The sequence below is a fragment of the Nocardia takedensis NBRC 100417 genome (assembly GCF_000308695.1).
In the GTDB taxonomy this organism is placed as follows: Bacteria; Actinomycetota; Actinomycetes; order Mycobacteriales; family Mycobacteriaceae; genus Nocardia; species Nocardia takedensis.
The window spans coordinates 1-21,026 of sequence record NZ_BAGG01000078.1 but is presented as its reverse complement, the minus strand read 5'-3'; the positions used below and the strand labels follow the sequence as shown (position 1 = coordinate 21,026).

Here is a 21,026-nt window from a genome sequence, read left to right as displayed (position 1 = left end):
ACGGAATTGCCCGGGAGCGCGCGAATTCTCCCGACGCCGTCACATCCCGAGCGAGGCCCGCACTACGTGGGTCCGAAGTCGCGGCGGCAATCCGGTGAACATCGCCGTCATCGCGGCGGCGGTGCCGCGCGGGTCGGCGCGACCGTCCAGATAGGCGCGCTGCCGGTCCGGGGCGAGGGCGAAGAAACCCTCGAAGAACGCGGGGACCTCGGCGGGGGAGAGCGCCAACAGTGCTCGCAGACCCGCCGCGCGCAGGGCCGCGACAGCGCGCAGCCTCGCGATCGGGAGCGAGCGCCCTTCGGCGATCGCGTCGGCCGCCGACAACGACGCCGCCACGCTGTAACCGGTGGCCGGATGGGTGAATCCGCCCGCCGCCCCGAATCTGCGCGCGCCGACACGACCGCCCTCGACCGGGAAGCGCACCCGTTCCACCGCTTCCGCGCCGGTGACCGCGATGCCGCGCGCCCGGAGTCGGTGCAGCAACCGTCTCCGCAGTTCGGCGAGGTCGAGCGCCGGACGGCCCGCCAGACAGGTCTCCTCGAGCAGCATCGAGCCCGCACCCGTCGGTACCGCGTACAGGAACGACGGCGCGGCGGCCGGGTCGGCCCCGTTGTCGGCGCGCCAGTCCATGAAGCACGGTTCGACCTCGGCGGCCTGTACCGGGCCGACGACGAGGCCGTAGGCGGTCTGTTCGGCGCGGGCGGGGGAGCGGGTCAGACCCCGCGCGTCGAGTACCAGATCGCCGGTCAGCATCCGGCCCGACGCGCAGGTCACCGTGTGCCGGTCGAGGGCGGTCGCGCGATCGGCGACCACCCGCGCGCCGTCGATGTCGAGCGAGAGCCGCAGACGCTCGACATCGAGGACCACGTACCTGCGGTCGATCTCGTGCCTGCGCAACGCCACCACCACCGGACGCTCGACCGCGGCGGCGACGACCCCGGCGTCCAGCCAGTCGGGCAGCGTGTCCGCCCAGGCGGCGTAGGTCGCGACCCAGTGCCGGTGCGGCGCGGGATCGACCAGCGTCACCGACCGCCCGCGCACCAGACAGCGGTGGGCCAGCGCCCGTCCTGCCGGACCGCCCCCGCAGATCACCACGTCGGTGTGCACGCACGCATTGTGCCCGGTCGCCCGGGGAACCGATGCTCTCCGGGCATCGCCGTGCCTGCCGGATCGCGGGGGCACGCGCGATGTCCGCCCTCGAGAAGCCTTCGTCGTGGCTGTCCCGCGGACGGCGAAGGGGCGCCCGCCGTGCACGGCGAACGCCCCTTCGAGCGCGGGATGCGTCTCAGATGCCGCCGGTGGAGGCCAGGCCGCCGTCGACGCGGACCGTCTCGCCGGTGATCCACTTGGCCTCGTCGGAGACCAGGAATCCGACCAGGCCGGCCACGTCCTCGGGCGCGCCGAGGCGGCCCATCGGGTACGCGGCGACGGCCTTGGCCTCGTCGTCGGAGTAGAGCGCGTCGGCGAACTTGGTCTTGACCACGCCGGGCGCGACCGCGTTGACGCGGATGTTCGGGCCCAACTGCCAGGCCAGTTCGTCGGTGAGGCGGATCAGGGCCGCCTTGGAGGCCCCGTACGCGCCGATCACCTTGGTGGAGCGGATGCCGGTGACGCTGGCGACGTTGACGACCACACCGCCGTGCTCGCGCATCCACGCGCGGTAGGCGGCCTGGATGTAGCCGAGCGCGCCGACGACGTTGATGTCGAAGATCTTGCGCACGGCGTCGAGGTCGGCCTCCATCAGCGGGCCGTAGACCGGGTTGATGCCGGTGTTGTTGATCAGGATGTCGAGCGACCCGAATTCGGCCACCGCCCGCTCCACCGCCGCGACCCGGCTCTCGGCGTCGCCGGAGTTGCCCGCGAGCGCGATGACCTGTCCCTTGTGGCCGAGCGCGCGCAGTTCCTCGGCGGCCTGCTCGAGCGGTTCGGGTTTGCGCGCGGTGATCAGCACGTTCGCGCCGCGCCGCAGCAGTTCGGCCGCGATGGCCTTGCCGATTCCCCGGCTCGCGCCACTGACCAGGGCGCTTCGGCCCAGCAGATCATCGGTACTCATGTGACGGCACGTTACTTCAGTTCACCGGGTCGAGCCAATGGCCCTCCGGAGTGTTCTACCCCACCGAGTCACGCCCCGTCGCGCCGCCCCGATCCGACGCCTCGCGGGACATCGCGGCGAGCGCTGCCCTCCGGCGCGACCGCGAGGTGATCGACGCGATGAGCGGACCGGGCCGACCGACCTGGTGCGCGCGACATCGCCGTGGTTGCGCCGATGCCCGCCTGTGACCCCCGCCCGCCGGCTAGGATCACGCCGAGCACGCGCGACGGGACGCGCGGCCGGAACGCTGGGCGGTGCGGGTGGTGGCGATGCGCGGAGTGCGATGGCGGCGGCTCGCGGCGGTGGTGTGCGGGGTCGGGATACTGGCCGGGTCCGCGGTGAGCGCGACCGCCGAACCCGAGCGGCCCACGGTGTGGCTGTGCGCGCCGGGACAGACCGACGACCCGTGCGCGGCGAGCGCCGCGACCACCGTGCGCGAAGCGGGGCAGCCCGATCGGATCGTGGACACCGCCGTCCCCGCCGACCCGGGAGTGGACTGCTTCTACGTCTATCCGACCGTCTCGCTGCAACCCGGGCCCAACGCCGACTACAGCGTCACGCCGGAACTGCGCGCGGTGGCGCAGATGCAGGCGGCCCGGTTCTCCGAGGTGTGCCGCGTGTACGCGCCGGTCTACCGGCAGCGGACCCTGGTCGCGCTGTCCACCGAACGCAACCGCACCGCCGAGCAGAGCGCCGACACCGCCCGTATCGCCTACGCCGACGTGCTGCGGGCCTGGCGGGAGTTCACGGCGGGCCGCGACCCGAAGCGTCCCGTGGTGCTGATCGGTCACTCCCAGGGCACCCGCATGCTGCGGCAGTTGCTGCGCGAGGAGATCGAACCCGATCCGGTGCGGCGGGCCGCGATCCTGTCGGCGATCCTGCTCGGCGGCAACGTGGTGGTGCCGAAGAACGCCGACGTCGGCGGTGATTTCCGGTACCTGCCGCTGTGCCGTTCCGAACGGCAGACCGGATGCGTGGTGGCCTTCCAGACCTTCGACGCCACCCCGCCCGCGGATTCCCGCTTCGGCCGCAATCCCTCGACGCCGGAGGCGGCCCCGCGCCCGTACGGTCCCGACTACGAAGTGGCCTGCACCAACCCGGCCTCGTGGGAACGCGACGAGGCCGCCACCGCCGCGACCGTCGTGCGCGCGAATCCGGTGCCGAGTCCGCTGGGGTTGGGCATCGCGCTGGGCGACGGTCCGGGCGGCGTGCTCGCGTCCACGCCGTGGCTCGTGCCCGCCGCGACCTATTCGCTGCGCTGCGTGCACGCCGACGGCGCGTCGGTGCTGATGGCCACGCCGAATCCGGGCAGCCCGGATCTGCCGGAGATCCCGGACGCGGGCTGGGGCCTGCACATCGCCGACGTCGAGATCGCGCTCGGCGACCTGGTGCGTCTGGTCGCGGCGCAGACCGCGGCCCGACCGGTCGGCTGAGGGCCCCGGCGGGATATCCGGAGTTACCGGCGTCACAGGGGCGACGGCGGGATGTGTGGGGTGCTCGCGCGGGCGGGTAAAATCGGTGGTTCTCGTGCGCAGCGCGTCGCACAATCGAACAGCTATCGTCCAGCACCGCCGTTTTCGTGAGGAGTTCGTCTGTGATCACCGCGACCGACCTGGAGGTCCGGGCCGGCGTCCGCACCCTGTTGTCGGCCCCCGGATCGGCGCTGCGGGTGCAGGCGGGCGACCGGATCGGACTGGTCGGGCGCAACGGCGCGGGCAAGACGACCACGCTGCGCGTGCTGGCGGGCGAAGGCGAGCCCTACGCGGGCCGGATCGTGCGCTCCACCGACATCGGCTACCTCCCGCAGGATCCGCGCGAGGGCGATCTGGACGTGCTCGGCCGCGACCGGGTGCTCTCGGCGCGGGGCCTGGACAGCCTGATCCGCGAGATGGAGAAGCAGCAGGCGCTGATGGCCGAGGTGGCCGACGAGCGCGAGCGCGAGAAGGCGATCCGCAAGTACGGCAGGCTCGAGGAGCGCTTCTCCGCGCTGGGCGGCTACGTCGCCGAGAGCGAGGCCGCGCGGATCTGCCACAGCCTGGGCCTGCCGGACCGCGTGCTCGGCCAGGCGCTGCGCACGCTCTCGGGCGGTCAGCGTCGCCGAATCGAGTTGGCGCGCATCCTGTTCTCGGCCTCCGACGGCAGCGGCGGGCGCTCGGATCGCATCCTGCTGCTCGACGAGCCCACCAACCACCTCGACGCCGACTCGATCACCTGGCTGCGCGGCTTCCTGCAGAACCACGACGGCGGCCTGATCGTCATCAGCCACGATGTCGAACTGCTCGAGGCCGTGGTGAACAAGGTGTGGTTCCTCGACGCGGTGCGCGGCGAGGCCGACCTCTACAACATGGGCTGGAAGAAGTACCTCGACGCCAGGGCCACCGACGAGCAGCGCCGCGTGCGTGAACGCGCCAACGCCGAGAAGAAGGCGAGCGCGTTGAAGGCCCAGGCCGCCAAACTCGGCGCGAAGGCCACCAAAGCCACTGCGGCGCAGAACATGGCCAAGCGCGCGGACCGTCTGCTCGCCGAACTCGACGACGTGCGCGTGGCCGACAAGGTCGCCCGGATCAAGTTCCCCGAGCCCGCGCCCTGCGGCAAGACGCCGCTGATGGCCGAGAACCTGACCAAGCTCTACGGGTCGCTGGAGATCTTCACCGGTGTGAACCTGGCGATCGACCGCGGCAGTCGCGTGGTCATCCTGGGTCTCAACGGCGCGGGCAAGACCACCTTGCTGCGTCTGCTGGCCGGGGTGGAGCAGCCCACCGCGGGCGGTCTGGTGGCCGGTCACGGGCTGAAGGTGGGCTATTTCGCCCAGGAGCACGACACCCTCGACGACAACGCGACGGTGTGGGAGAACATCCGGCACGCCGCGCCCGACGCGGGCGAACAGGAACTGCGCGGTCTGCTCGGCGCGTTCATGTTCTCCGGCCCGCAACTGGAACAGCCCGCGGGCACGCTGTCCGGCGGTGAGAAGACGCGTCTGGCGTTGGCGGGTTTGGTGTCCTCGGCGGCGAACGTGCTGCTGCTGGACGAGCCGACCAACAACCTGGATCCGATTTCGCGCGAACAGGTTCTCGACGCCCTGCGCACCTACGCGGGCGCGGTGGTGCTGGTGACCCACGATCCCGGCGCGGCGGAGGCCCTCTCGCCCGAGCGCGTCATTTTACTTCCCGACGGCACCGAGGATCACTGGTCCGCCGAATATCTGGAACTTATTCAGCTCGCGTGATTCTCATCACAAGGACCCGTTGATCACGGCCCCTCGAGTGCTTAGCCTGGAATGACGCGCTGCTCGGCGACTCGGAGGAAGCCATGAGCGACAGGCCCACACAGAACAAGGCCACTTTGGGGAAGGGCACCCGCGTCACGGGCAAGACACGTGACCGGCTGCAATCCCAGTTGAAGAAGCAATACGAAGCGGGGGCGAGCATTCGCTCCCTGGCCCGTGCCACGGGGCGCTCGTACGGTTTCATCCACAATGTGCTGGTGGAATCGCATGTGCAACTGCGCAGCCGGGGTGGGGCGAATCGCCGCAAGACCCAGTAGCCGCGAAAGGTGCGCGGTGCGCCGGGATTTCCCGGCGCGGATTCGAATCCGATGGCCTACCAGCCGGTTTCGGTAGGTGCGGTCAGCGGTCGACGACGCTGCCATCCCCGTGGGCGAGCAGGTTGCCGAGGCTGCGGAACAACGGCAGTCCGGTCGCGAGTTCCAGGTGGGCGAAGCGGCCCTGCGGGTCGACCGCGAGGAAGTAGTACTCGCCGTCGCGGCCCAGACGCAGGGTCGCGACGCCGAAGCTGAGTCCGAGTGCGCCCATGAGCGTGGTCATGGACTTGCTCACCGAGGCGGGTAACTGCTCGGGAGCACACGCCGAGGCGTTGCCGTGCCGGTGCTCGAAGCCGACCACTCCGCGTGTTGCCGCGCGGTCGGTGACGCGCACGGTCCATTCGGTGCCGTCCACCCACACCACCGCCAGGTCGTGATCGGCGTCGACGTAGTCCTGCAGGATGGTCGGGGCGGCTCGGATGTCGGCCAGCGCGGCGAACTCGGCGCGCCGCAGGATCCGGGCCGAGGCGGTGCCTTCGCGCGCGCTGCCGGTGCGTTTGCGCACCACCGCGCCGGGGCGGGACTCGGCGAACGAGCGCGCCTCGTCGGGGTCGTTGGTGACCAAGGTCTCGGGCACCAGGAAACCGGCGCGCTGGGCGGTCTCGAGTTGGACGATCTTGCGGGCGGCGGTCCGGTCGGCGCCCGGATCGTTGACCCAGGCGGCCGGAATGGACCACAACATGCCCTCGAGGAATCCGTCGCTCTCGGACTGCTGCGGGGCTTCGGGGCGGGGGTGGTCGGGAACCCGGCACGGGTGCGGGCGGCGCCACCAGACCGAACGCACCGTGTCCAGTCCGGTGACGTGCGACAGGGCCCGCGCGGTTCCCGACCGGTGTAGTCGGAAGCTGCCGGACTCGCGCGGGAAGTCGCGCAGGTCGAACAGGATCGGCTCGATGCCGTGGTGCAGTCGCAACGTCGCCGCCATCGCGGTCGCGTGCAGGTCGTCGGCTTCGGAGACGATCAGTACCGAGTTCCGCGCGGCCATGCGCCGATCCGTTCAGCGAAGCCCGATGTCGGCCAACGTCGTTGTCCGACAACGGGCGGAGACGTGACGACTGGGCGCGTCGGCCATGGGGTGCACTCCGATCTGCTCGTGATTAGCCAGAATCGCCGAGCGTGGGTGCGATCATAACGCGCAGCATGGTCCGATCGTCCCGGATCGAAAGATTTCCCGCCGCTGACGGTGCGTCTACCGGGGGTGGATGCGCTGGTGCCGAAAGATTTTCGGCACGCCTGCAGCCCCGCGACAGCAAACGCCAGGCAATTGCCGGTGGTGTGCGGGCCGGGATGAGGGCGGCTCAGAGGCCGATCAGTTCGGGGCGGTCGGCGAGCGCGCGCAGCCGCTCGTCCGGATTCAGGATCAACTTGCGCGCGTTGAGATCCATGACGCCGCCGGTGACCAGGATCTCGGCGGCGGTCGTGCCGTCGAGTTTGCGGATCAGCTGGCGGATGTGGAAGATCTTGCCGCCCTCCCACTCGAAGTCGGTGTCGATGATGACCTCGTCGCCCACGCGCAGTTCGCGGCGGTACTTGATGTTCGTCTCCAGCACCACGGGCCCGATCGCCTCGGCGATCAGCTTGTCGCCCGCCACGCCGGCCTCGCGCAGCAGTTCCCACCGCGCGTGCTCGCCGTATTGCAGGTAGACCGCTTGGTTGACGTGGCCCAAGGTGTCGAGTTCATAGCCGCGCACCTGCAAGGTGACTGTGAAGGTCATGTTCGGGCCAACGGTCCGGTCCCGGTGCGATGTTCCCGTTGGAGGCGATAGCTGCGTCACAAACGGACGAGGTCCGGTCAGCTCCGGTGCGCGCCGCGGTCGGCCCACCAACGCGGTGCGTCGACGAAATGGTTGTCGAAGGTGTCCTGGGCGGCGTCGAGTTCGGCCGGGTCGGCCTCGCCGCGGCCCAGGCGGTCGAGCAGGCGGAAGTACTCGAAGCGCTCGACGCCTGGCATCAGCGCGATCAGCACGCGCGCGCCGCTGTCGGGGGTGGCGCCGAAGGCGTGGTGCATGTACCGGGGGACGACGACCGAGCCGCCCGTGGCGACGGTGAGGATGCGATCGCCCGCCAGCAGTCGCAGTTCGCCCTCGGCGATGTAGAACAGCTCGTCGGAACGGGTGTGGTAGTGCGGGAGCGCGCCGTCCGCGCCGCGGGCGAGTTCGACCTCGACGGTGCTGACCGACCCCTCGGTCCGGTCGGCGTCGATGTGCAGGCGGATGCGGGCCTGGTCGGACCCGAGGACCTCGGCTTCGTGCGCGAGTCGGACCGAGGCCGGACGGGTCGGTACGGCGTTCATGACTGCTCCCGATGATTCGACGGTTCATTATTCGATGCTTGATAATTCGCCACCGAACTATATACCGGCGAATAGACTCCGTCCATGGCTTCGGAGACAGCGGCGACCGGCGGCCCCGACGGGGCGGCGATGAACGGCCCCGATCGTGCGGTGACAGGCGGCCCTGATCGGGCGGTGACAGGCGGCCCCGATCGGGCGGTGACAGGCGGCCCCGATCGGGCGGGGACGACCAGACCCGACCGGGTCGACGCGATCATCGACCAGTGGCGCGGGCAACGCCCCGATCTCGACCTCGAGGCGATGGCGATCATCGGTCGTCTCGGCAGGTTGATGCTGGTCGCCCGGCGCGAAGTGGACGCGGTCTTCCTCGCGCGCGGGCTGCAACGCGGCGAATTCGACGTGCTGGCGGCGTTGCGGCGGGCGGGCGCGCCGTTCGAGGCGAGCCCGTCGGCGCTCGCGGACGGGCTGATGCTCTCGCGCGCGGGCATGACCGGCCGACTGGACCGCCTCGAAGCCGCCGGGTTGGTGCGCCGCGCGGCCGACGCGGGGGATCGGCGGGCGATCCGGGTCGCGCTCACCGACGCGGGGCGCGCGTTGATCGATGACCTGGTGAGCGAGCACACCGCCAACGAGGCGAGACTGCTGGCGGTGCTCGACCCCGCCGACCGTGCGGCACTGGACCGCATCACGCGCACGCTGCTGACGAGCCTGGACCCGGAAGAGACGGCCGGACACTGAGAAACGGCGGGACACGCCAGGTTGCCACCCTCGCCGTCGGGGCCGGCTCATCGACGCGCATTCCCTTGCGCCGCAACGGGAATCGACAAGCTCCGCCGCGGGTTCACTCCTTGCGGCGCACCGACGCCTCGACCAGATCCAGGACGGCCGAGAGGTTCTCGTTGGTGTGCCCGGAGGCGATACGCGCGATCAGGCCGTCCAGCACCAGGTCCAGATAGCCCAGCAGCACGTCGGTGGGGACGTCGTCGCGCAGCGCGCCCGCCGCCTTGCGCCGCTCCAACCGGGCCAGGGTGGCGGCGGTCAACTCGGCCGAACGCTGGGTCCAGCCCGCGCGGAATTCCGGATCGGTGCGCAGTCGCCGCGCGATCTCCAGACGTGTTCCGAGCCAGTTGAACTGCTCGGGATGGGTGAGCATGTCGCGCATCACCTGCACGATGCCCTGATTGGCCGCGACGTCGGCCATCCGCTCGGCGTCCTCCTGGGCCAGCGCCAGGAACAGCGCGTCCTTGTCGCGGAAGTGGTGGAAGATGGCCCCGCGCGAGAGTCCGATGGCCTCCTCGAGCCTGCGCACGGTCGCTCCGTCGTAACCGAATTCGGCGAAGCAGGCGCGCGCGCCGTCGAGAATCTGGCTGCGCCGAGCGGCGAGATGATCTTCACTGACCTTGGGCAATGCGGACTCCTCGAGGGAAAGTGCGAGGTCCGCGCACCGCGTTGGACGCGGTGCGCGGACCCACCAGGCGACGAGCTCGGATCATCCCCGCTGCCGCGGGGACCGGTGTGCCGTCCGGGTCAGCCCCGGATCATGTTCCGCAGCACGTACTGCAGGATGCCGCCGTTGCGGTAGTAGTCGGCCTCACCGGGGGTGTCGATGCGCACCACGGCGTCGAAGCTGACCTTCTCGCCGTTCTCCTTGGTCGCGGTGACCTTCAGGGTCTTCGGCGTGACGCCCTCATTCAGCTTGGTGATGCCCTCGATGTCGAAGGTCTCGGTGCCGTCCAGCTTCAGCGACGCGGCCGATTCGCCCGCCGGGAACTGCAGCGGGATGACGCCCATGCCGATCAGGTTCGAGCGGTGGATGCGCTCGAAGGATTCGGTGATGACCGCCTTGACGCCGAGCAGGCGGGTGCCCTTGGCCGCCCAGTCGCGGGAGGAGCCCGAGCCGTATTCCTTGCCGCCCAGCACGACCAGCGGGATGCCCGCGGCCTGGTAGTTCTGCGAGGCGTCGTAGATGAAGGCCTGCGGGCCGCCCTCCTGGGTGAAGTCACGGGTGTATCCGCCCGAGACGTCGTCGAGCAACTGGTTGCGCAGACGGATGTTGGCGAAGGTGCCGCGGATCATCACCTCGTGGTTGCCGCGCCGCGACCCCAGCGAGTTGTAGTCCTTGCGTTCCACGCCGTGCGAGTCCAGGTACTGCGCGGCGGGGGTGCCGGGCTTGATCGGACCGGCCGGGCTGATGTGGTCGGTGGTGACCGAATCGCCCAGCAGGGCCAGCACCCGCGCGCCGGTGATGTCGGCGACCGGAGCCGGCTCCATCTCCATGCCGTCGAAGTACGGGGCCTTGCGCACGTAGGTCGAGTTCTCGTCCCACGCGAAGGTGTCGCCCTCGGGGGTGTTCAGGCCCTGCCAGCGCTCGTCGCCCTCGAAGACGGTGGCGTAGGAGTCGGTGAACATGTCCCGGCTGATCGCCGACTTGATGGTGTCGTCGATCTCCTGCGGCGAGGGCCAGATGTCCTTCAGGAACACGTCGTTGCCGTCGGTGTCCTTGCCCAGGGCGTCGGCTTCGAAGTCGAAGTCCATGGTGCCCGCGAGCGCGTAGGCGATGACCAGCGGCGGGGAGGCCAGGTAGTTCATCTTCACGTCGGGGGAGATGCGACCCTCGAAGTTGCGGTTGCCCGAGAGCACCGCGGTGACCGACAGGTCGTTGTCGTTGATCGCCTTGGAGATCTCCTCCGGCAGCGGCCCGGTGTTGCCGATGCAGGTGGTGCAGCCGTAACCGCCGACGAAGAAGCCGAGCTTCTCCAGGTACGGCCACAGGCCGGCCTTCTCGTAGTAGTCGGAGACGACCTGCGAGCCCGGCGCCATGTTGGTCTTGACCCACGGCTTGGAGGACAGGCCCTTCTCGACCGCGTTGCGCGCCAGCAGGGCCGCGCCGAGCATGACCGACGGGTTGGAGGTGTTGGTGCAGGAGGTGATGCCCGCGACCACGACCGCGCCGTGATCCAGGACGAAGTCACCGCGCTCGGGATCGGAGACCTTGACCGGCTTGGTCGGACGTCCGACGCTGCCGTTGGCGGCCGAGGGGAGCACCGCGTCGTCGTCGGCGAAGGACAGCACGGCCGGGTCCGAGGCCGGGAAGGACTCCTCGATGGCCTCGTCCAGGTGCGTGTGCGGGGTGTCCGCGGCGGGGCCGGACTCCGCGTCGTTGGTGTAGTTGTGGATGTCCTTGCGGAACGCGGTCTTGCTGTCCGACAGCAGGATCCGGTCCTGCGGACGCTTGGGGCCCGCGATGGAGGGCACCACGGTGCTCAGGTCGAGCTCCAGGTACTCCGAGTAGGCGGGCTCGTTGTCGGCGTCGTGCCACAGGCCCTGCTCCTTGGCGTAGGCCTCGACGAGCGCGAGCTGCTCGTCGCTGCGGCCGGTCAGGCGCAGGTAGTTGATGGTCTCGGCGTCGATCGGGAAGATCGCGGCGGTGGAGCCGAATTCGGGGCTCATGTTGCCCAGGGTGGCGCGGTTGGCCAGCGGGACCTCGGCCACGCCCTTGCCGTAGAACTCGACGAATTTGCCGACCACGCCGTGCTTGCGCAGCATGTCGGTGACGGTCAGCACCACGTCGGTGGCGGTCACGCCGGGGTTGATCTCACCGGTCAGCTTGAAGCCGACCACGCGCGGGATCAGCATGGAGACGGGCTGGCCCAGCATGGCCGCCTCGGCCTCGATGCCGCCGACGCCCCAGCCCAGCACGCCCAGGCCGTTGACCATGGTGGTGTGCGAGTCGGTGCCGACGCAGGTGTCGGGGTAGGCCTGCCCGTTGCGCACCATGACGGTGGGGGCGAGGTATTCGATGTTGACCTGGTGCACGATGCCGACGCCCGGGGGGACGACCTTGAAGTCGTCGAAGGCGCCCTGGCCCCAGCGCAGGAACTGGTAGCGCTCGCCGTTGCGCTCGTATTCGAGGTCGACGTTGCGCTCGAGGGCGTCGGCGCGGCCGAAGACGTCGAGGATGACCGAGTGGTCGATGACCATGTCGGCGGGGGAGAGCGGGTTGACCTTGTTCGGGTCACCGCCCAGGGTGGTCACGGCCTCGCGCATGGTGGCGAGGTCGACGATGCAGGGCACGCCGGTGAAGTCCTGCATGATCACGCGCGCCGGCGTGAACTGGATCTCGGTGTCGGGCTCGGCGGCGGGGTCCCAGCTCGCGATCGCGCGGATGTGGTCGGCGGTGATGTTCGCGCCGTCCTCGGTGCGGAGCAGGTTCTCCGCGAGCACCTTCAACGCGTAGGGGAGTTTCTCGGTGCCCGGCACGGCCGAGAGACGGAAGATCTCGTAGGAGTTGCTTCCGACCTCGAGGGTGCCCTTGGCGCCGAAAGTATCGATACTTTTCGTCACGTCAGCTCCACTCGTCTGTGAGGTAGCCGTTGGCGGGGCTGTGCCGACGGCTGTTGGTGCCGAGCGACCCGACTGGGGGGCCGCAGGCTGTCGTCCTTGGAGGGGTCTCCGGCGTCCTGGGAGCCGGTTCCTCGCGCCACAACTCTAACAGTACGCTTGTCCTAAGAAGTGTGCGGGGGCCGGTCGGTGTGCCGGGATCCGCCGCCGCGAGGTCGGGTCGCGTACTGTGCTCTCGAGCGATCGCGGCCCCCGGAGCGGGCTCCGGCGGCGCGCTCTCACCACGTAGTGTCGGATACCCGTCGCCTCGCACCCCGATGCGGCTCGACAGACCGGATGGAAGATGGCCCCCTTGCCCACCGTGCAGCACCTGTCGGTTTTCCCTCCCCGGGCGGCGGAGCTGCCGCCCGGCATCACCGACAGCGGTCTGCGGACGATCCTGCTCGACGTGGCCGACAATCAGGTCGCCACGCCCAGGGGCAAGGATCAGGCGGGGCTCGAGGCCGTCGTCGCGGACGCGCGATCGCAGGGGATCCCGCTCAGCATCGTGGTGATTCCCGGCAATCCCGGTCACGACTCCAATCTTAGGGACTTGGCCACCGAGGTCGGCAAGCAGGAGCACGGCACCGTGGTCGTACTCAGCGACGACTGGGTCGGCACCTACAGCGATTCCATCAGCCGGGTCACCCTGGAGTGGGCCGAGGACGCCGCCAAGAGCAAGCAGGGCGATTCCGTCGAGGCCGCGAGCGTGTTCGTCGGCAGGCTCGAGGAGCCGGAGTCGGTCTCGTGGACCGCGATCACCGGGGTGCTGATCGCCGGCACCGTGCTCGCGGTCGGAGGACTCTACTGGGTCAAGGCCCGCCGCGCCCGCGCCGAGCTGTCGGCGTCCGTGCCCGACGAGCGAGTTGGGGCATCCGAATAACGGTCGGTATTTTTCCCCTCCGTTTCACATAACGCTCGGTCTGTAATGGCCGGGCGTTCCCCTTTCTCCATCTGGCTAATTTGCAGCAATTGGCAAATTACCCGGATGTAGTTCTGTTGCCAGAGTTTCTTCGGGGGTCGATGTGTCGTACCGTTCGAGTAGTTACCGATGGTGAATTTGTATTGACCAGGGCTTCTGGTGGACCGATGGGCTGCATGGTTCGGCTGGGGCTCGTGAGGCTCTGCTGAATTCGGGTTACCCGGAGGTGCGATGCGTACGTTCGCCGACGGCTTTCGACGTCGACTACCGATCGCCATGGGTTTGCTGACAGTGGTGACGGTCGTGCTGTCGGCGGGCCAGGTGGGGGGCGTACCGCCCGCCCCGCCCAACCCCAGTGACGGCCAGATCGCCCAGGCGGGTGATCGAGTGCAAGCCCAGGTCGGCGCGGTCGGCGCCTTGATCAATCAGGTCGCCTCGGTCGACCAGCAGGTCCGCGAACTCGACGACGCCGCGGCGCTGCGCCGCGAAGAGGTCAATAAGGCGCTGGTCGACCTGCAGAACGCCCGCGACGCCGCCGACGCGGCCGCCGCCGCGGTCGAGCGCAGCGCCCGCGAACTGGACGAGGCGGGCGCGCAACTGACCAGGGCGCGACAGGAATTCGACGAATTCGCCACCGGCGCCTACACCCGCCCGACCTCGGGGTCGATGGTCACCTATCTGACCGCGACCGGTCCCGGCGGCGCGATCGACCGCTCCCAGATCCTCGGCCTCGTCTCGAGGAATCAACAGCAGGCGATGGACGGACTGCGCCGCGCGCAAATCGAACAGGGCAACAAGAACTCCGGCGCCCGCCAGGCCAAGGCCGCCGCCGACGCGGCGACCGCGCGCGCCGAGGACGCGAAATCCGGAGCCGAGGCCGCCGTCGCGGCGGTCCAGGCCGAACTCGCCGCGCAGAACGCCCGCCGCGCGGGTCTGCTCGAGGAAAGGGCCGCGGCCCAAGGGCGGCTCGACGCGGCGCGCTCGGACGTGGCCGGTCTACAGAGCCAGCGCGAGGCGTATCTGTCCTGGGACCAACAGCGTCGGGCCGAGGAGGCCGCGTTGCAGGCCGCCGCGCGCGCCGCGGCCGCCCGCGCCGCCGCCGACGCCGCCGCGGCCGCCCGCGCCGCCGAACTGGGCGCGGAGAAACGGCCGCACGCCGACCTGGAGAACGCCGCGCCGCCGCGCCGCGGCACGGTGCCGCGACCGTCGCCGACCCTGCCCTCCCCGACCGGGTCGACCGCCGTGGAGACCGTCGTGGACCGGGCCATGTCCCAACTCGGCGTCGTCTACGCCTGGGGCGGCGGCGACGAGAACGGCCCGACCCTCGGCATCCGCGACGGCGGCGTGGCCGACAGCCACGGCGATTTCAACAAGACCGGCTTCGACTGCTCGGGTCTGATGGTCTACGCCTTCGCGGGCATCGGCGTCTCCCTGCCGCACTACAGCGGCTACCAGTACAACGCGGGCACCCGGGTGCCGGTGGACGAGAAGGAACGCGGCGACATGCTGTTCTGGGGCCCCAACGGCAGTCAGCACGTGGCCCTCTACCTCGGCGACGGCACCATGGTCGAAGCGCCGCAGTCCGGTGACGTGGTCAAGGTGTCGCCGGTCCGCGAGGCGGGCATCATGCCCTTCGCCGTGCGCGTCGTCGACTGAACGGCCCGCGCGGCTGAGAATCCGCCGAGTGCGCGCTGGGAACCGCGTTCGAAACCCCGGAGAATTCCACAGATCCCGGAGCCGGTTGCGGCACGTGCGGCGAATACCTGGAATAGTTGGCACGGCACGCACAGGACCGAGTTGAAAGCGGGGATGTCAGTGACTTCGACGGATGGTGTGAGCGGGGCGAACCCGGCGAAGGATGCGCCGGAGCCCGCGTCCACCCTCGAGCGTGACGTCCAGACGCTGGAGAAGGCGATCTACGAGGTCAAACGGGTGATCGTCGGCCAGGACAGGCTGGTCGAACGGCTGCTCGTCGGAGTTCTCGCGCGCGGCCACGTGCTGCTCGAAGGCGTGCCCGGCATCGCCAAGACCCTCGCGGTGGAGACGTTCGCGAAAGTGGTCGGCGGCAGCTTCTCCCGCGTCCAGTTCACCCCCGACCTGGTGCCCACCGACCTCATCGGCACCCGGATCTACCGGCAGGGCCGCGAACAGTTCGACACCGAACTCGGTCCGGTCGTGGCCAACTTCGTCCTGGCCGACGAGATCAACCGCGCGCCCGCCAAGGTGCAGTCCGCCCTGCTCGAGGTGATGGCCGAACGCCACGTCTCCATCGGCGGCAAGACCTACCCGATGCCCGATCCGTTCCTGGTGATGGCCACCCAGAACCCGATCGAGAGCGAGGGCGTCTACCCGCTGCCCGAGGCCCAGCGCGACCGCTTCCTGTTCAAGGTCGTCGTGGACTACCCCTCGGTGGAGGAGGAGCGCGAGATCATCTACCGGATGGGCGTCACCCCGCCGGAGGCCAAGCCGATCCTCGAACCCGCCGAACTGATCCGCCTGCAGAAGGTCGCGGCGGGCACCTTCGTCCATCACGCGCTGGTCGACTACGTGGTCCGGGTGATCGCGGCGACGCGCAAGCCGCTCGATTTCGGGATGCCCGACGTCGCGAGCTGGATCTCCTACGGCGCCTCCCCGCGCGCCAGCCTCGGCATCATCGCCGCCGCCCGCGCGGTCGCGCTGATCCGCGGCCGCGACTACGTGGTCCCGCAGGACGTGGTCGAGGTGATCCCCGACGTGCTGCGCCACCGCCTGGTGCTGTCCTACGACGCGCTCGCCGACGAGATCTCGCCCGAGGACGTCGTCAAGCGCGTGTTGCAGACCGTCGGCCTGCCGCAGGTCGCCCCGCAGGCGGTGGCCCCGAACGGCGCCGGGCCCGCCCCGCAGATCCCGCAGCCGCCCGCCCCGCAGCAAGCCGTGCCGCAGCCGCCCGTCGGCCAGATGGCGCCCGCCGCCGGTCCGAACCTGTCCAAGTGACGGCCGCACCGGATCCCGCTGCCCGCGAGCCGATGTCCCCGCACGCCCCGCCGTCGTTCCGCTCCGGTGAACTCACCGATCCCCGGCTCGCGGCGGCGCTGCGCACCCTCGAGCTCACCGTGCGCCGCCGTCTCGACGGCGTCCTGCACGGCGACCACCTCGGCCTGATCCCCGGCCCGGGTTCGGAACCGGGGGAGGCACGCGCCTACCAACCCGGTGACGACGTGCGTCAGATGGACTGGTCGGTCACCGCGCGCACCACCCATCCGCACGTGCGGCAGATGATCGCCGACCGCGAACTCGAGACCTGGATGGTCGTGGACCTGTCGGCCAGTCTGGATTTCGGCACCGCGGCCTGTCAGAAACGCGATCTCGCCATCGCGGCCGCGGCGGCGATCACCCACCTGACCAGCGGCGGCGGCAACCGGATCGGCGCGGTCGTCGCCACCGGTGAACAGCTGACCCGCATCCCGGCGCGCAGCGGACGGGTGCACGCCCAGTCGCTGCTGCGCGGCATCGCGACCACCCCGCACGCCCGCGACGGCGTGCGCGGCGACCTGCGCGCGGGCATCGAATCGCTGCGCCGCCCGCAGCGCAAACGCGGTCTGGCCGTGATCATCAGCGATTTCCTCGGCGAGATCGATTGGCAGCGTTCGCTGCGCGCCATCTCCGCGCGCCACGACCTGCTGGCCGTGGAGGTGCTCGATCCCCGTGATCTGGAGCTGCCCGACGTGGGCGATGTGGTGCTGCACGACCCGGAAACGGGGCGGACCAGGGAATTCAGCGTGACGCCGACGCTGCGGGCCGATTTCGCCGCGGCCGCGCGCCGCCATCGCGGCCAGGTCGAACAGGCGCTGCGCAGTTGCGGCGCGCCCGTGCTGACCTTGCAGACCGACCGGGACTGGATCGCGGACGTGGTCCGGTTCGTCTCCACCCGGCGCCACGCGTTCGGCGCCCCGAGCGGACAGGCCCCGCGCCAGTGAGTATTTCGCATTTCACCGCGCTGATCTGGCTCGCGTTCCTCCTCGTCGTCGCCGCCCTCGCCTTGGGCTACGTGCTGGTCCAGCGGGGCAGGCACAAGCACATGCTGCGCTTCAGCAACATGGAACTGCTGGAGAAGGTCGCGCCCACCCGGCCCAGCCCGATGCGGCACGTGCCCATCGCGCTGATGCTGGTCGGCCTGGTGCTGTTGACCATCGCCGCGGCCGGGCCCACCTCGGTGCAGAAGGTGCCGCGCAACCGGGCCACGGTCATGCTGGTCATGGACGTCTCGCTGTCGATGGAGGCCACCGACGTCGCGCCCAGCCGCATCCAGGTCGCCAAGAAGGCGGGCAAGGAATTCGTCGACGGGTTGCCCACCGGGCTCAACATCGGCTTCGTGACCTTCGCGGGCACCGCCTCGGTGATGGTATCGCCCACCACCAACCACGAATCGGTGAAGGCCGCGATCGACAACGTCAAACTGGCCGAGCGCACCGCCACCGGCGAGGGCATCCTCACCGCGTTGCAGGCCATCGAGACGCTGGCCTCGGTGCTCGGCGGCGGGCAGGAACCGCCGCCCGCGCGCATCGTGCTCATGTCGGACGGCAAGCAGACCGTGCCCTCCTTCGACGACGTCGACAATCCGCGCCACGAATTCGTCGCGGCCCGCCTGGCCAAGACCAAGAACGTGCCGATCTCGACCATCTCCTTCGGCACCTCGTGGGGGTCGGTGGAGATCCCGCGCGAGGACGGGTCCTCGGAGAAGGTGCCGGTCGCCGTGGACGACGACGCCATGCGCGAACTCGCCAGACTCAGCGGCGGCGATTTCTACACCGCAGCCTCGGCCGCCGAGCTGACCAAGGTCTACGACACCCTCGAGGAACAGATCGGATTCGAGCTGACCAGGGGTGACGCGAGTCGTCCGTGGTTGCTGCTCGGCATGCTCCTGATCGCCGCGGGCATCGTCACCGGCCTGCTCTACCGCCAGCGCCTGCCGTGATCCGAGGCCCCGTTTCGAGAGGTCGCACGTGCGGTGGGGTCGTGGTAAATCACAAACGTACGACCGGGTAGGTTGATCGCCATGTCCAACATCACATCTCGGTCGGTCCTGGTCACCGGCGGTAATCGCGGTATCGGACTCGCGGTCGCGCAGCGTCTGCTCGCCGACGGCCACAAGGTGGCCGTCACCCATCGCGGGTCGGGTGCGCCCGAGGGCATGCTCGGCGTGAAATGCGATGTCACCGACACCGACTCGGTGGAGCAGGCGTTCGCCGAGGTGGAACAGAAGCAGGGGCCCGTGGAGGTCCTGGTGGCGAATGCGGGCATCGTCGACAACACCCTGCTCATGCGGATGAGCGAGGATCAGTTCACCCGGGTCATCGACGCCAACCTGACCGGCGCCTGGCGCTGCGCCAAGCGCGCCAACCGCGCCATGCTGCGCGCGAAGTACGGCCGCATCATCTTCCTCGGCTCGGTGGTCGGCCTCAAGGGCGGTCCGGGCCAGGTCAACTACGCGGCCTCCAAGTCCGGCCTGATCGGCATGGCCCGGTCGATCACCATGGAGATCGGCTCGCGCAACATCACCGCCAACGTCGTCGCGCCCGGTTTCATCGAGACCGACATGACGCGCGAGGAGGTCAGCGAGGAGATGCGCGAACTGGTCCTCAAGTACGGCATCCCCGCCCAGCGGATGGGCAAGCCGGAAGAGGTCGCGGGCGCGATCAGCTTCCTGGCCTCCGACGACGCCGCCTACATCAGCGGCGCGGTCATCCCCGTCGACGGCGGCATGGGCATGGGGCACTGACGCGGTCCGCGTCCGATCCCGACCGACGCGGTCCGCGTCCACCCCGACACACCGACACAGGAGAACCACAGACACATGGGCGGATTGCTCGAGGGCAAGACCATCCTGATCACCGGCATCATCACCGATGCCTCGATCGCCTTCCACGCCGCCGCGGTGGCGCAGGAGCAGGGTGCGCGCGTCATCATCACCGGCTTCGACCGGCTGCGGCTGATCGATCGGATCGCGCAGCGGCTGCCCAAAGAGGTGCCGCCCGCCATCGAACTCGACGCCACCAACGAAGAGCACCTCGGCTCGCTGGCGGATCGGCTGCGCGAGGTCGCGCCCGAGGGCATCGACGGCGTGCTGCACTCGATCGCCTTCGCCCCGCGCACCCTGATGGGCCCCGAGGCCAAGCCGTTCCTGGAAGGGCCCGGCCCCGACGCCGCGCGCGCGTTCGAGATCTCGGCGTGGAGCTACGCGTCGCTGGCGCGCGCCGTGCTCCCCGTCATGAACGAGGGCGGCTCGATCGTCGGCATGGATTTCGATCCGCGCACCTCGATGCCGTACTACAACTGGATGGGTGTGGCCAAGGCCGCGCTGGAGTCGGTCAACCGCTACGTCGCGCGGGAGGTGGGCCAGGCCAAGCGGATTCGCTCCAACCTGGTCGCCGCGGGCCCGATCAAGACGTTGGCCGCCAAGGCCATCGCGGGCACCGCCACCGACGACGCCGCCAAGATGAACCAGCTCAACACCTACTGGGACGGCGCGGCCCCGATCGGCTGGAACGTCGACGACCCGACGGTGGTCGCCAAGTCCATCTGCGCGCTGCTCTCGGACTGGCTGCCGGGCACCACCGGCTCGATCATCTACGTCGACGGCGGCGCCAGCCACAACACGTGGCTGCCGGAGGATATGCCGACGGCCTGATGAGCTACGACGCCCCCGTGAAATACGACGCCCTGCTCGTCCTGTCCTTCGGCGGCCCGGAAGGCCCCGAGGAGGTCATGCCGTTCCTGGAGAACGTCACCAGGGGGCGGGGAGTGCCGCGCGAACGCCTAGAGGAGGTCGCGCGGCACTATTTGCACTTCGGCGGGGTCTCGCCGATCAACGCGCTCAACCTCGACATCATCGAGGCGGTGCGCGCGGAACTGGCGGGCGCGGGCACGGACCTGCCGGTGTATTTCGGCAACCGGAACTGGCATCCGATGGTGGAGGACACCGTCGCGCGGATGGCCGCCGACGGTGTCGGTTCGGCGCTGGTGTTCCCCACCTCCGCGTGGGGCGGCTATTCGGGCTGCCTGCAATACCACGAGGACATCGCCAGGGCGCGGGCCGCGTTCGGTCCCGGTGCGCCCGAGCTGGTCAAACTGCGCCAGTACTTCGACCATCCGCTGCTGATCGAGGCGTTCGCGGACGCGATCCGCGCCGCGCTGGCCCGACTTCCGCACCAGCGCCGGGCGGGTGCGCGGTTGGTGTTCACCGCGCATTCCATCCCGGAGTCCGCCGATCTAGCGGCGGGCCCGCCCGAGGACGGCGGCAGGCTCTACAGCCGCCAAGTGGCCGAAGCGGCCCGATTGTGCGCGGCGGCGGTCGGTTTCGCCGACCACGACCTGGTGTGGCAGTCGCGGTCGGGTCCGCCGCGGATCCCGTGGCTGGCCCCCGACATCGTCGATCACCTCGAGGACCTGTCGGCGAAAGGCGTCGACGCGGTCGTGGTGTGTCCGGTCGGCTTCGTCTCCGACCACCTCGAGGTCATCTGGGATCTGGACAACGAGGCCGAGGAGAAGGCGGGCGAACTCGGGATGGCCTTCGCGCGCGCCGCCACCCCGGGCACCGATCCCCGCTTCGCGCGCCTTGTCGTCGAATTGATCGGCGAACACGTGGCGGGCGTGCAGCCGCGACGTCTCGGTTCGGTCCCCGGCTACGGATGCACTCCCGACGGTGCCCCTTGTGCCGTCGGCTGCTGCGCGGTCCGTCGTCCCGCCGGAACGAGCCGCCC

General features: G+C 70.0%; 19 protein-coding genes. 12 read left to right on the top strand and 7 right to left on the bottom strand.

The features are described from left to right. Nucleotides 1-39 precede the first annotated feature (39 nt). Nucleotides 40-1,107 (bottom strand): lycopene cyclase family protein, encoded by a 1,068-nt coding sequence (locus tag ON30_RS16595; protein ID WP_040708213.1) that lies wholly within the window; start codon nucleotides 1,105-1,107, stop codon nucleotides 40-42. 178 nt (nucleotides 1,108-1,285) lie between these two features. Continuing rightward, nucleotides 1,286-2,053 (bottom strand): SDR family oxidoreductase, encoded by a 768-nt coding sequence (locus tag ON30_RS16590; RefSeq protein ID WP_040708211.1) that lies wholly within the window; start codon nucleotides 2,051-2,053, stop codon nucleotides 1,286-1,288. Between the two features lie 308 nt (nucleotides 2,054-2,361). Here ON30_RS16590 and ON30_RS16585 point away from each other — a divergent pair, with 308 nt between their 5' ends. From ON30_RS16585 to ON30_RS16575, 3 genes are all read left to right on the top strand, one after another. Further along, on the top strand, nucleotides 2,362-3,525 hold the full coding sequence (locus ON30_RS16585; RefSeq protein WP_063719896.1) for a DUF3089 domain-containing protein: 1,164 nt from the start codon (nucleotides 2,362-2,364) through the stop codon (nucleotides 3,523-3,525). Nucleotides 3,526-3,686: 161 nt separating this feature from the next. Next, entirely contained in the window at nucleotides 3,687-5,318 is a 1,632-nt protein-coding gene (locus tag ON30_RS16580; protein WP_040708209.1) for an ABC-F family ATP-binding cassette domain-containing protein, read from the top strand. 83 nt (nucleotides 5,319-5,401) lie between these two features. Then, nucleotides 5,402-5,635, top strand: coding sequence for a helix-turn-helix domain-containing protein (locus tag ON30_RS16575; protein WP_040708207.1), 234 nt, complete (start codon nucleotides 5,402-5,404; stop codon nucleotides 5,633-5,635). An 82-nt stretch (nucleotides 5,636-5,717) separates the two neighbouring features. Here ON30_RS16575 and ON30_RS16570 read toward each other — a convergent pair whose 3' ends face one another. The 3 genes from ON30_RS16570 to ON30_RS16560 all read right to left on the bottom strand — a co-directional run bounded on the left by ON30_RS16570 (nucleotide 5,718) and on the right by ON30_RS16560 (nucleotide 7,985). Beyond that, on the bottom strand, nucleotides 5,718-6,677 hold the full coding sequence (locus tag ON30_RS16570; protein ID WP_040708205.1) for an MvdC/MvdD family ATP grasp protein: 960 nt from the start codon (nucleotides 6,675-6,677) through the stop codon (nucleotides 5,718-5,720). 313 nt (nucleotides 6,678-6,990) lie between these two features. Continuing rightward, complete coding sequence (locus tag ON30_RS16565; RefSeq protein ID WP_040708203.1) at nucleotides 6,991-7,407, bottom strand: acyl-CoA thioesterase; 417 nt, start codon at nucleotides 7,405-7,407, stop codon at nucleotides 6,991-6,993. A gap of 77 nt (nucleotides 7,408-7,484) precedes the next feature. Further along, nucleotides 7,485-7,985, bottom strand: coding sequence for a cupin domain-containing protein (locus tag ON30_RS16560; RefSeq protein ID WP_063719894.1), 501 nt, complete (start codon nucleotides 7,983-7,985; stop codon nucleotides 7,485-7,487). Between the two features lie 84 nt (nucleotides 7,986-8,069). Between ON30_RS16560 and ON30_RS16555 the strand changes: the two genes are divergently transcribed. Beyond that, complete coding sequence (locus ON30_RS16555) at nucleotides 8,070-8,723, top strand: MarR family winged helix-turn-helix transcriptional regulator (RefSeq protein WP_245554083.1); 654 nt, start codon at nucleotides 8,070-8,072, stop codon at nucleotides 8,721-8,723. Between the two features lie 103 nt (nucleotides 8,724-8,826). Here the strand turns inward: ON30_RS16555 and ON30_RS16550 are convergent, their stop codons facing one another. Together ON30_RS16550 and ON30_RS16545 are read right to left on the bottom strand one after the other, a co-directional pair. Then, complete coding sequence (locus ON30_RS16550; RefSeq protein ID WP_040708201.1) at nucleotides 8,827-9,393, bottom strand: TetR/AcrR family transcriptional regulator; 567 nt, start codon at nucleotides 9,391-9,393, stop codon at nucleotides 8,827-8,829. 119 nt (nucleotides 9,394-9,512) lie between these two features. Continuing rightward, nucleotides 9,513-12,329, bottom strand: coding sequence for an aconitate hydratase (locus ON30_RS16545; protein WP_040708199.1), 2,817 nt, complete (start codon nucleotides 12,327-12,329; stop codon nucleotides 9,513-9,515). A gap of 340 nt (nucleotides 12,330-12,669) precedes the next feature. Here ON30_RS16545 and ON30_RS16540 point away from each other — a divergent pair, with 340 nt between their 5' ends. From ON30_RS16540 to ON30_RS16505, 8 genes are all read left to right on the top strand, one after another. After that, complete coding sequence (locus ON30_RS16540) at nucleotides 12,670-13,248, top strand: Rv1476 family membrane protein (RefSeq protein ID WP_040708197.1); 579 nt, start codon at nucleotides 12,670-12,672, stop codon at nucleotides 13,246-13,248. Between the two features lie 270 nt (nucleotides 13,249-13,518). Next, nucleotides 13,519-14,943, top strand: a complete 1,425-nt coding sequence (locus tag ON30_RS16535) for an NlpC/P60 family protein (RefSeq protein ID WP_040708196.1) — start codon at nucleotides 13,519-13,521, stop codon at nucleotides 14,941-14,943. Between the two features lie 153 nt (nucleotides 14,944-15,096). Next, a complete protein-coding gene (locus ON30_RS16530; protein ID WP_040708194.1) occupies nucleotides 15,097-16,260 on the top strand; it encodes an AAA family ATPase in 1,164 nt (387 codons plus the stop codon). A 32-nt stretch (nucleotides 16,261-16,292) separates the two neighbouring features. Next, nucleotides 16,293-17,243 (top strand): DUF58 domain-containing protein, encoded by a 951-nt coding sequence (locus ON30_RS16525; protein WP_040708224.1) that lies wholly within the window; start codon nucleotides 16,293-16,295, stop codon nucleotides 17,241-17,243. Beyond that, nucleotides 17,240-18,241 (top strand): VWA domain-containing protein, encoded by a 1,002-nt coding sequence (locus tag ON30_RS16520; RefSeq protein ID WP_040708193.1) that lies wholly within the window; start codon nucleotides 17,240-17,242, stop codon nucleotides 18,239-18,241. The genes ON30_RS16525 and ON30_RS16520 overlap by 4 nt, the downstream gene beginning before the upstream one ends. An 81-nt stretch (nucleotides 18,242-18,322) precedes the next feature. Continuing rightward, nucleotides 18,323-19,045, top strand: coding sequence for a 3-oxoacyl-ACP reductase FabG1 (fabG1, locus tag ON30_RS16515; RefSeq protein WP_040708192.1), 723 nt, complete (start codon nucleotides 18,323-18,325; stop codon nucleotides 19,043-19,045). Between the two features lie 75 nt (nucleotides 19,046-19,120). Beyond that, nucleotides 19,121-19,954, top strand: coding sequence for an NADH-dependent enoyl-ACP reductase InhA (inhA, locus tag ON30_RS16510; RefSeq protein WP_040708191.1), 834 nt, complete (start codon nucleotides 19,121-19,123; stop codon nucleotides 19,952-19,954). After that, on the top strand, nucleotides 19,954-21,026 hold a 1,073-nt coding region (locus ON30_RS16505; RefSeq protein ID WP_040708190.1), incomplete at its 3' end, for a ferrochelatase. The genes inhA and ON30_RS16505, both read left to right, overlap by 1 nt.

What these genes read in the sequence shown, in the direction of transcription:
- fabG1 (WP_040708192.1), top strand. Translation starts at nt 18,323, where the DNA reads ATGTCCAACATCACATCTCGGTCGGTCCTGGTCACCGGCGGTAATCGC.
- ON30_RS16565 (WP_040708203.1), bottom strand. Translation starts at nt 7,407, where the DNA reads ATGACCTTCACAGTCACCTTGCAGGTGCGCGGCTATGAACTCGACACC.
- ON30_RS16555 (WP_245554083.1), top strand. Translation starts at nt 8,070, where the DNA reads ATGGCTTCGGAGACAGCGGCGACCGGCGGCCCCGACGGGGCGGCGATG.
- ON30_RS16570 (WP_040708205.1), bottom strand. Translation starts at nt 6,677, where the DNA reads ATGGCCGCGCGGAACTCGGTACTGATCGTCTCCGAAGCCGACGACCTG.
- ON30_RS16575 (WP_040708207.1), top strand. Translation starts at nt 5,402, where the DNA reads ATGAGCGACAGGCCCACACAGAACAAGGCCACTTTGGGGAAGGGCACC.
- inhA (WP_040708191.1), top strand. Translation starts at nt 19,121, where the DNA reads ATGGGCGGATTGCTCGAGGGCAAGACCATCCTGATCACCGGCATCATC.
- ON30_RS16540 (WP_040708197.1), top strand. Translation starts at nt 12,670, where the DNA reads ATGGCCCCCTTGCCCACCGTGCAGCACCTGTCGGTTTTCCCTCCCCGG.
- ON30_RS16530 (WP_040708194.1), top strand. Translation starts at nt 15,097, where the DNA reads ATGTCAGTGACTTCGACGGATGGTGTGAGCGGGGCGAACCCGGCGAAG.
- ON30_RS16525 (WP_040708224.1), top strand. Translation starts at nt 16,293, where the DNA reads ATGTCCCCGCACGCCCCGCCGTCGTTCCGCTCCGGTGAACTCACCGAT.
- ON30_RS16590 (WP_040708211.1), bottom strand. Translation starts at nt 2,053, where the DNA reads ATGAGTACCGATGATCTGCTGGGCCGAAGCGCCCTGGTCAGTGGCGCG.
- ON30_RS16560 (WP_063719894.1), bottom strand. Translation starts at nt 7,985, where the DNA reads ATGAACGCCGTACCGACCCGTCCGGCCTCGGTCCGACTCGCGCACGAA.
- ON30_RS16585 (WP_063719896.1), top strand. Translation starts at nt 2,362, where the DNA reads ATGCGCGGAGTGCGATGGCGGCGGCTCGCGGCGGTGGTGTGCGGGGTC.
- ON30_RS16535 (WP_040708196.1), top strand. Translation starts at nt 13,519, where the DNA reads ATGCGTACGTTCGCCGACGGCTTTCGACGTCGACTACCGATCGCCATG.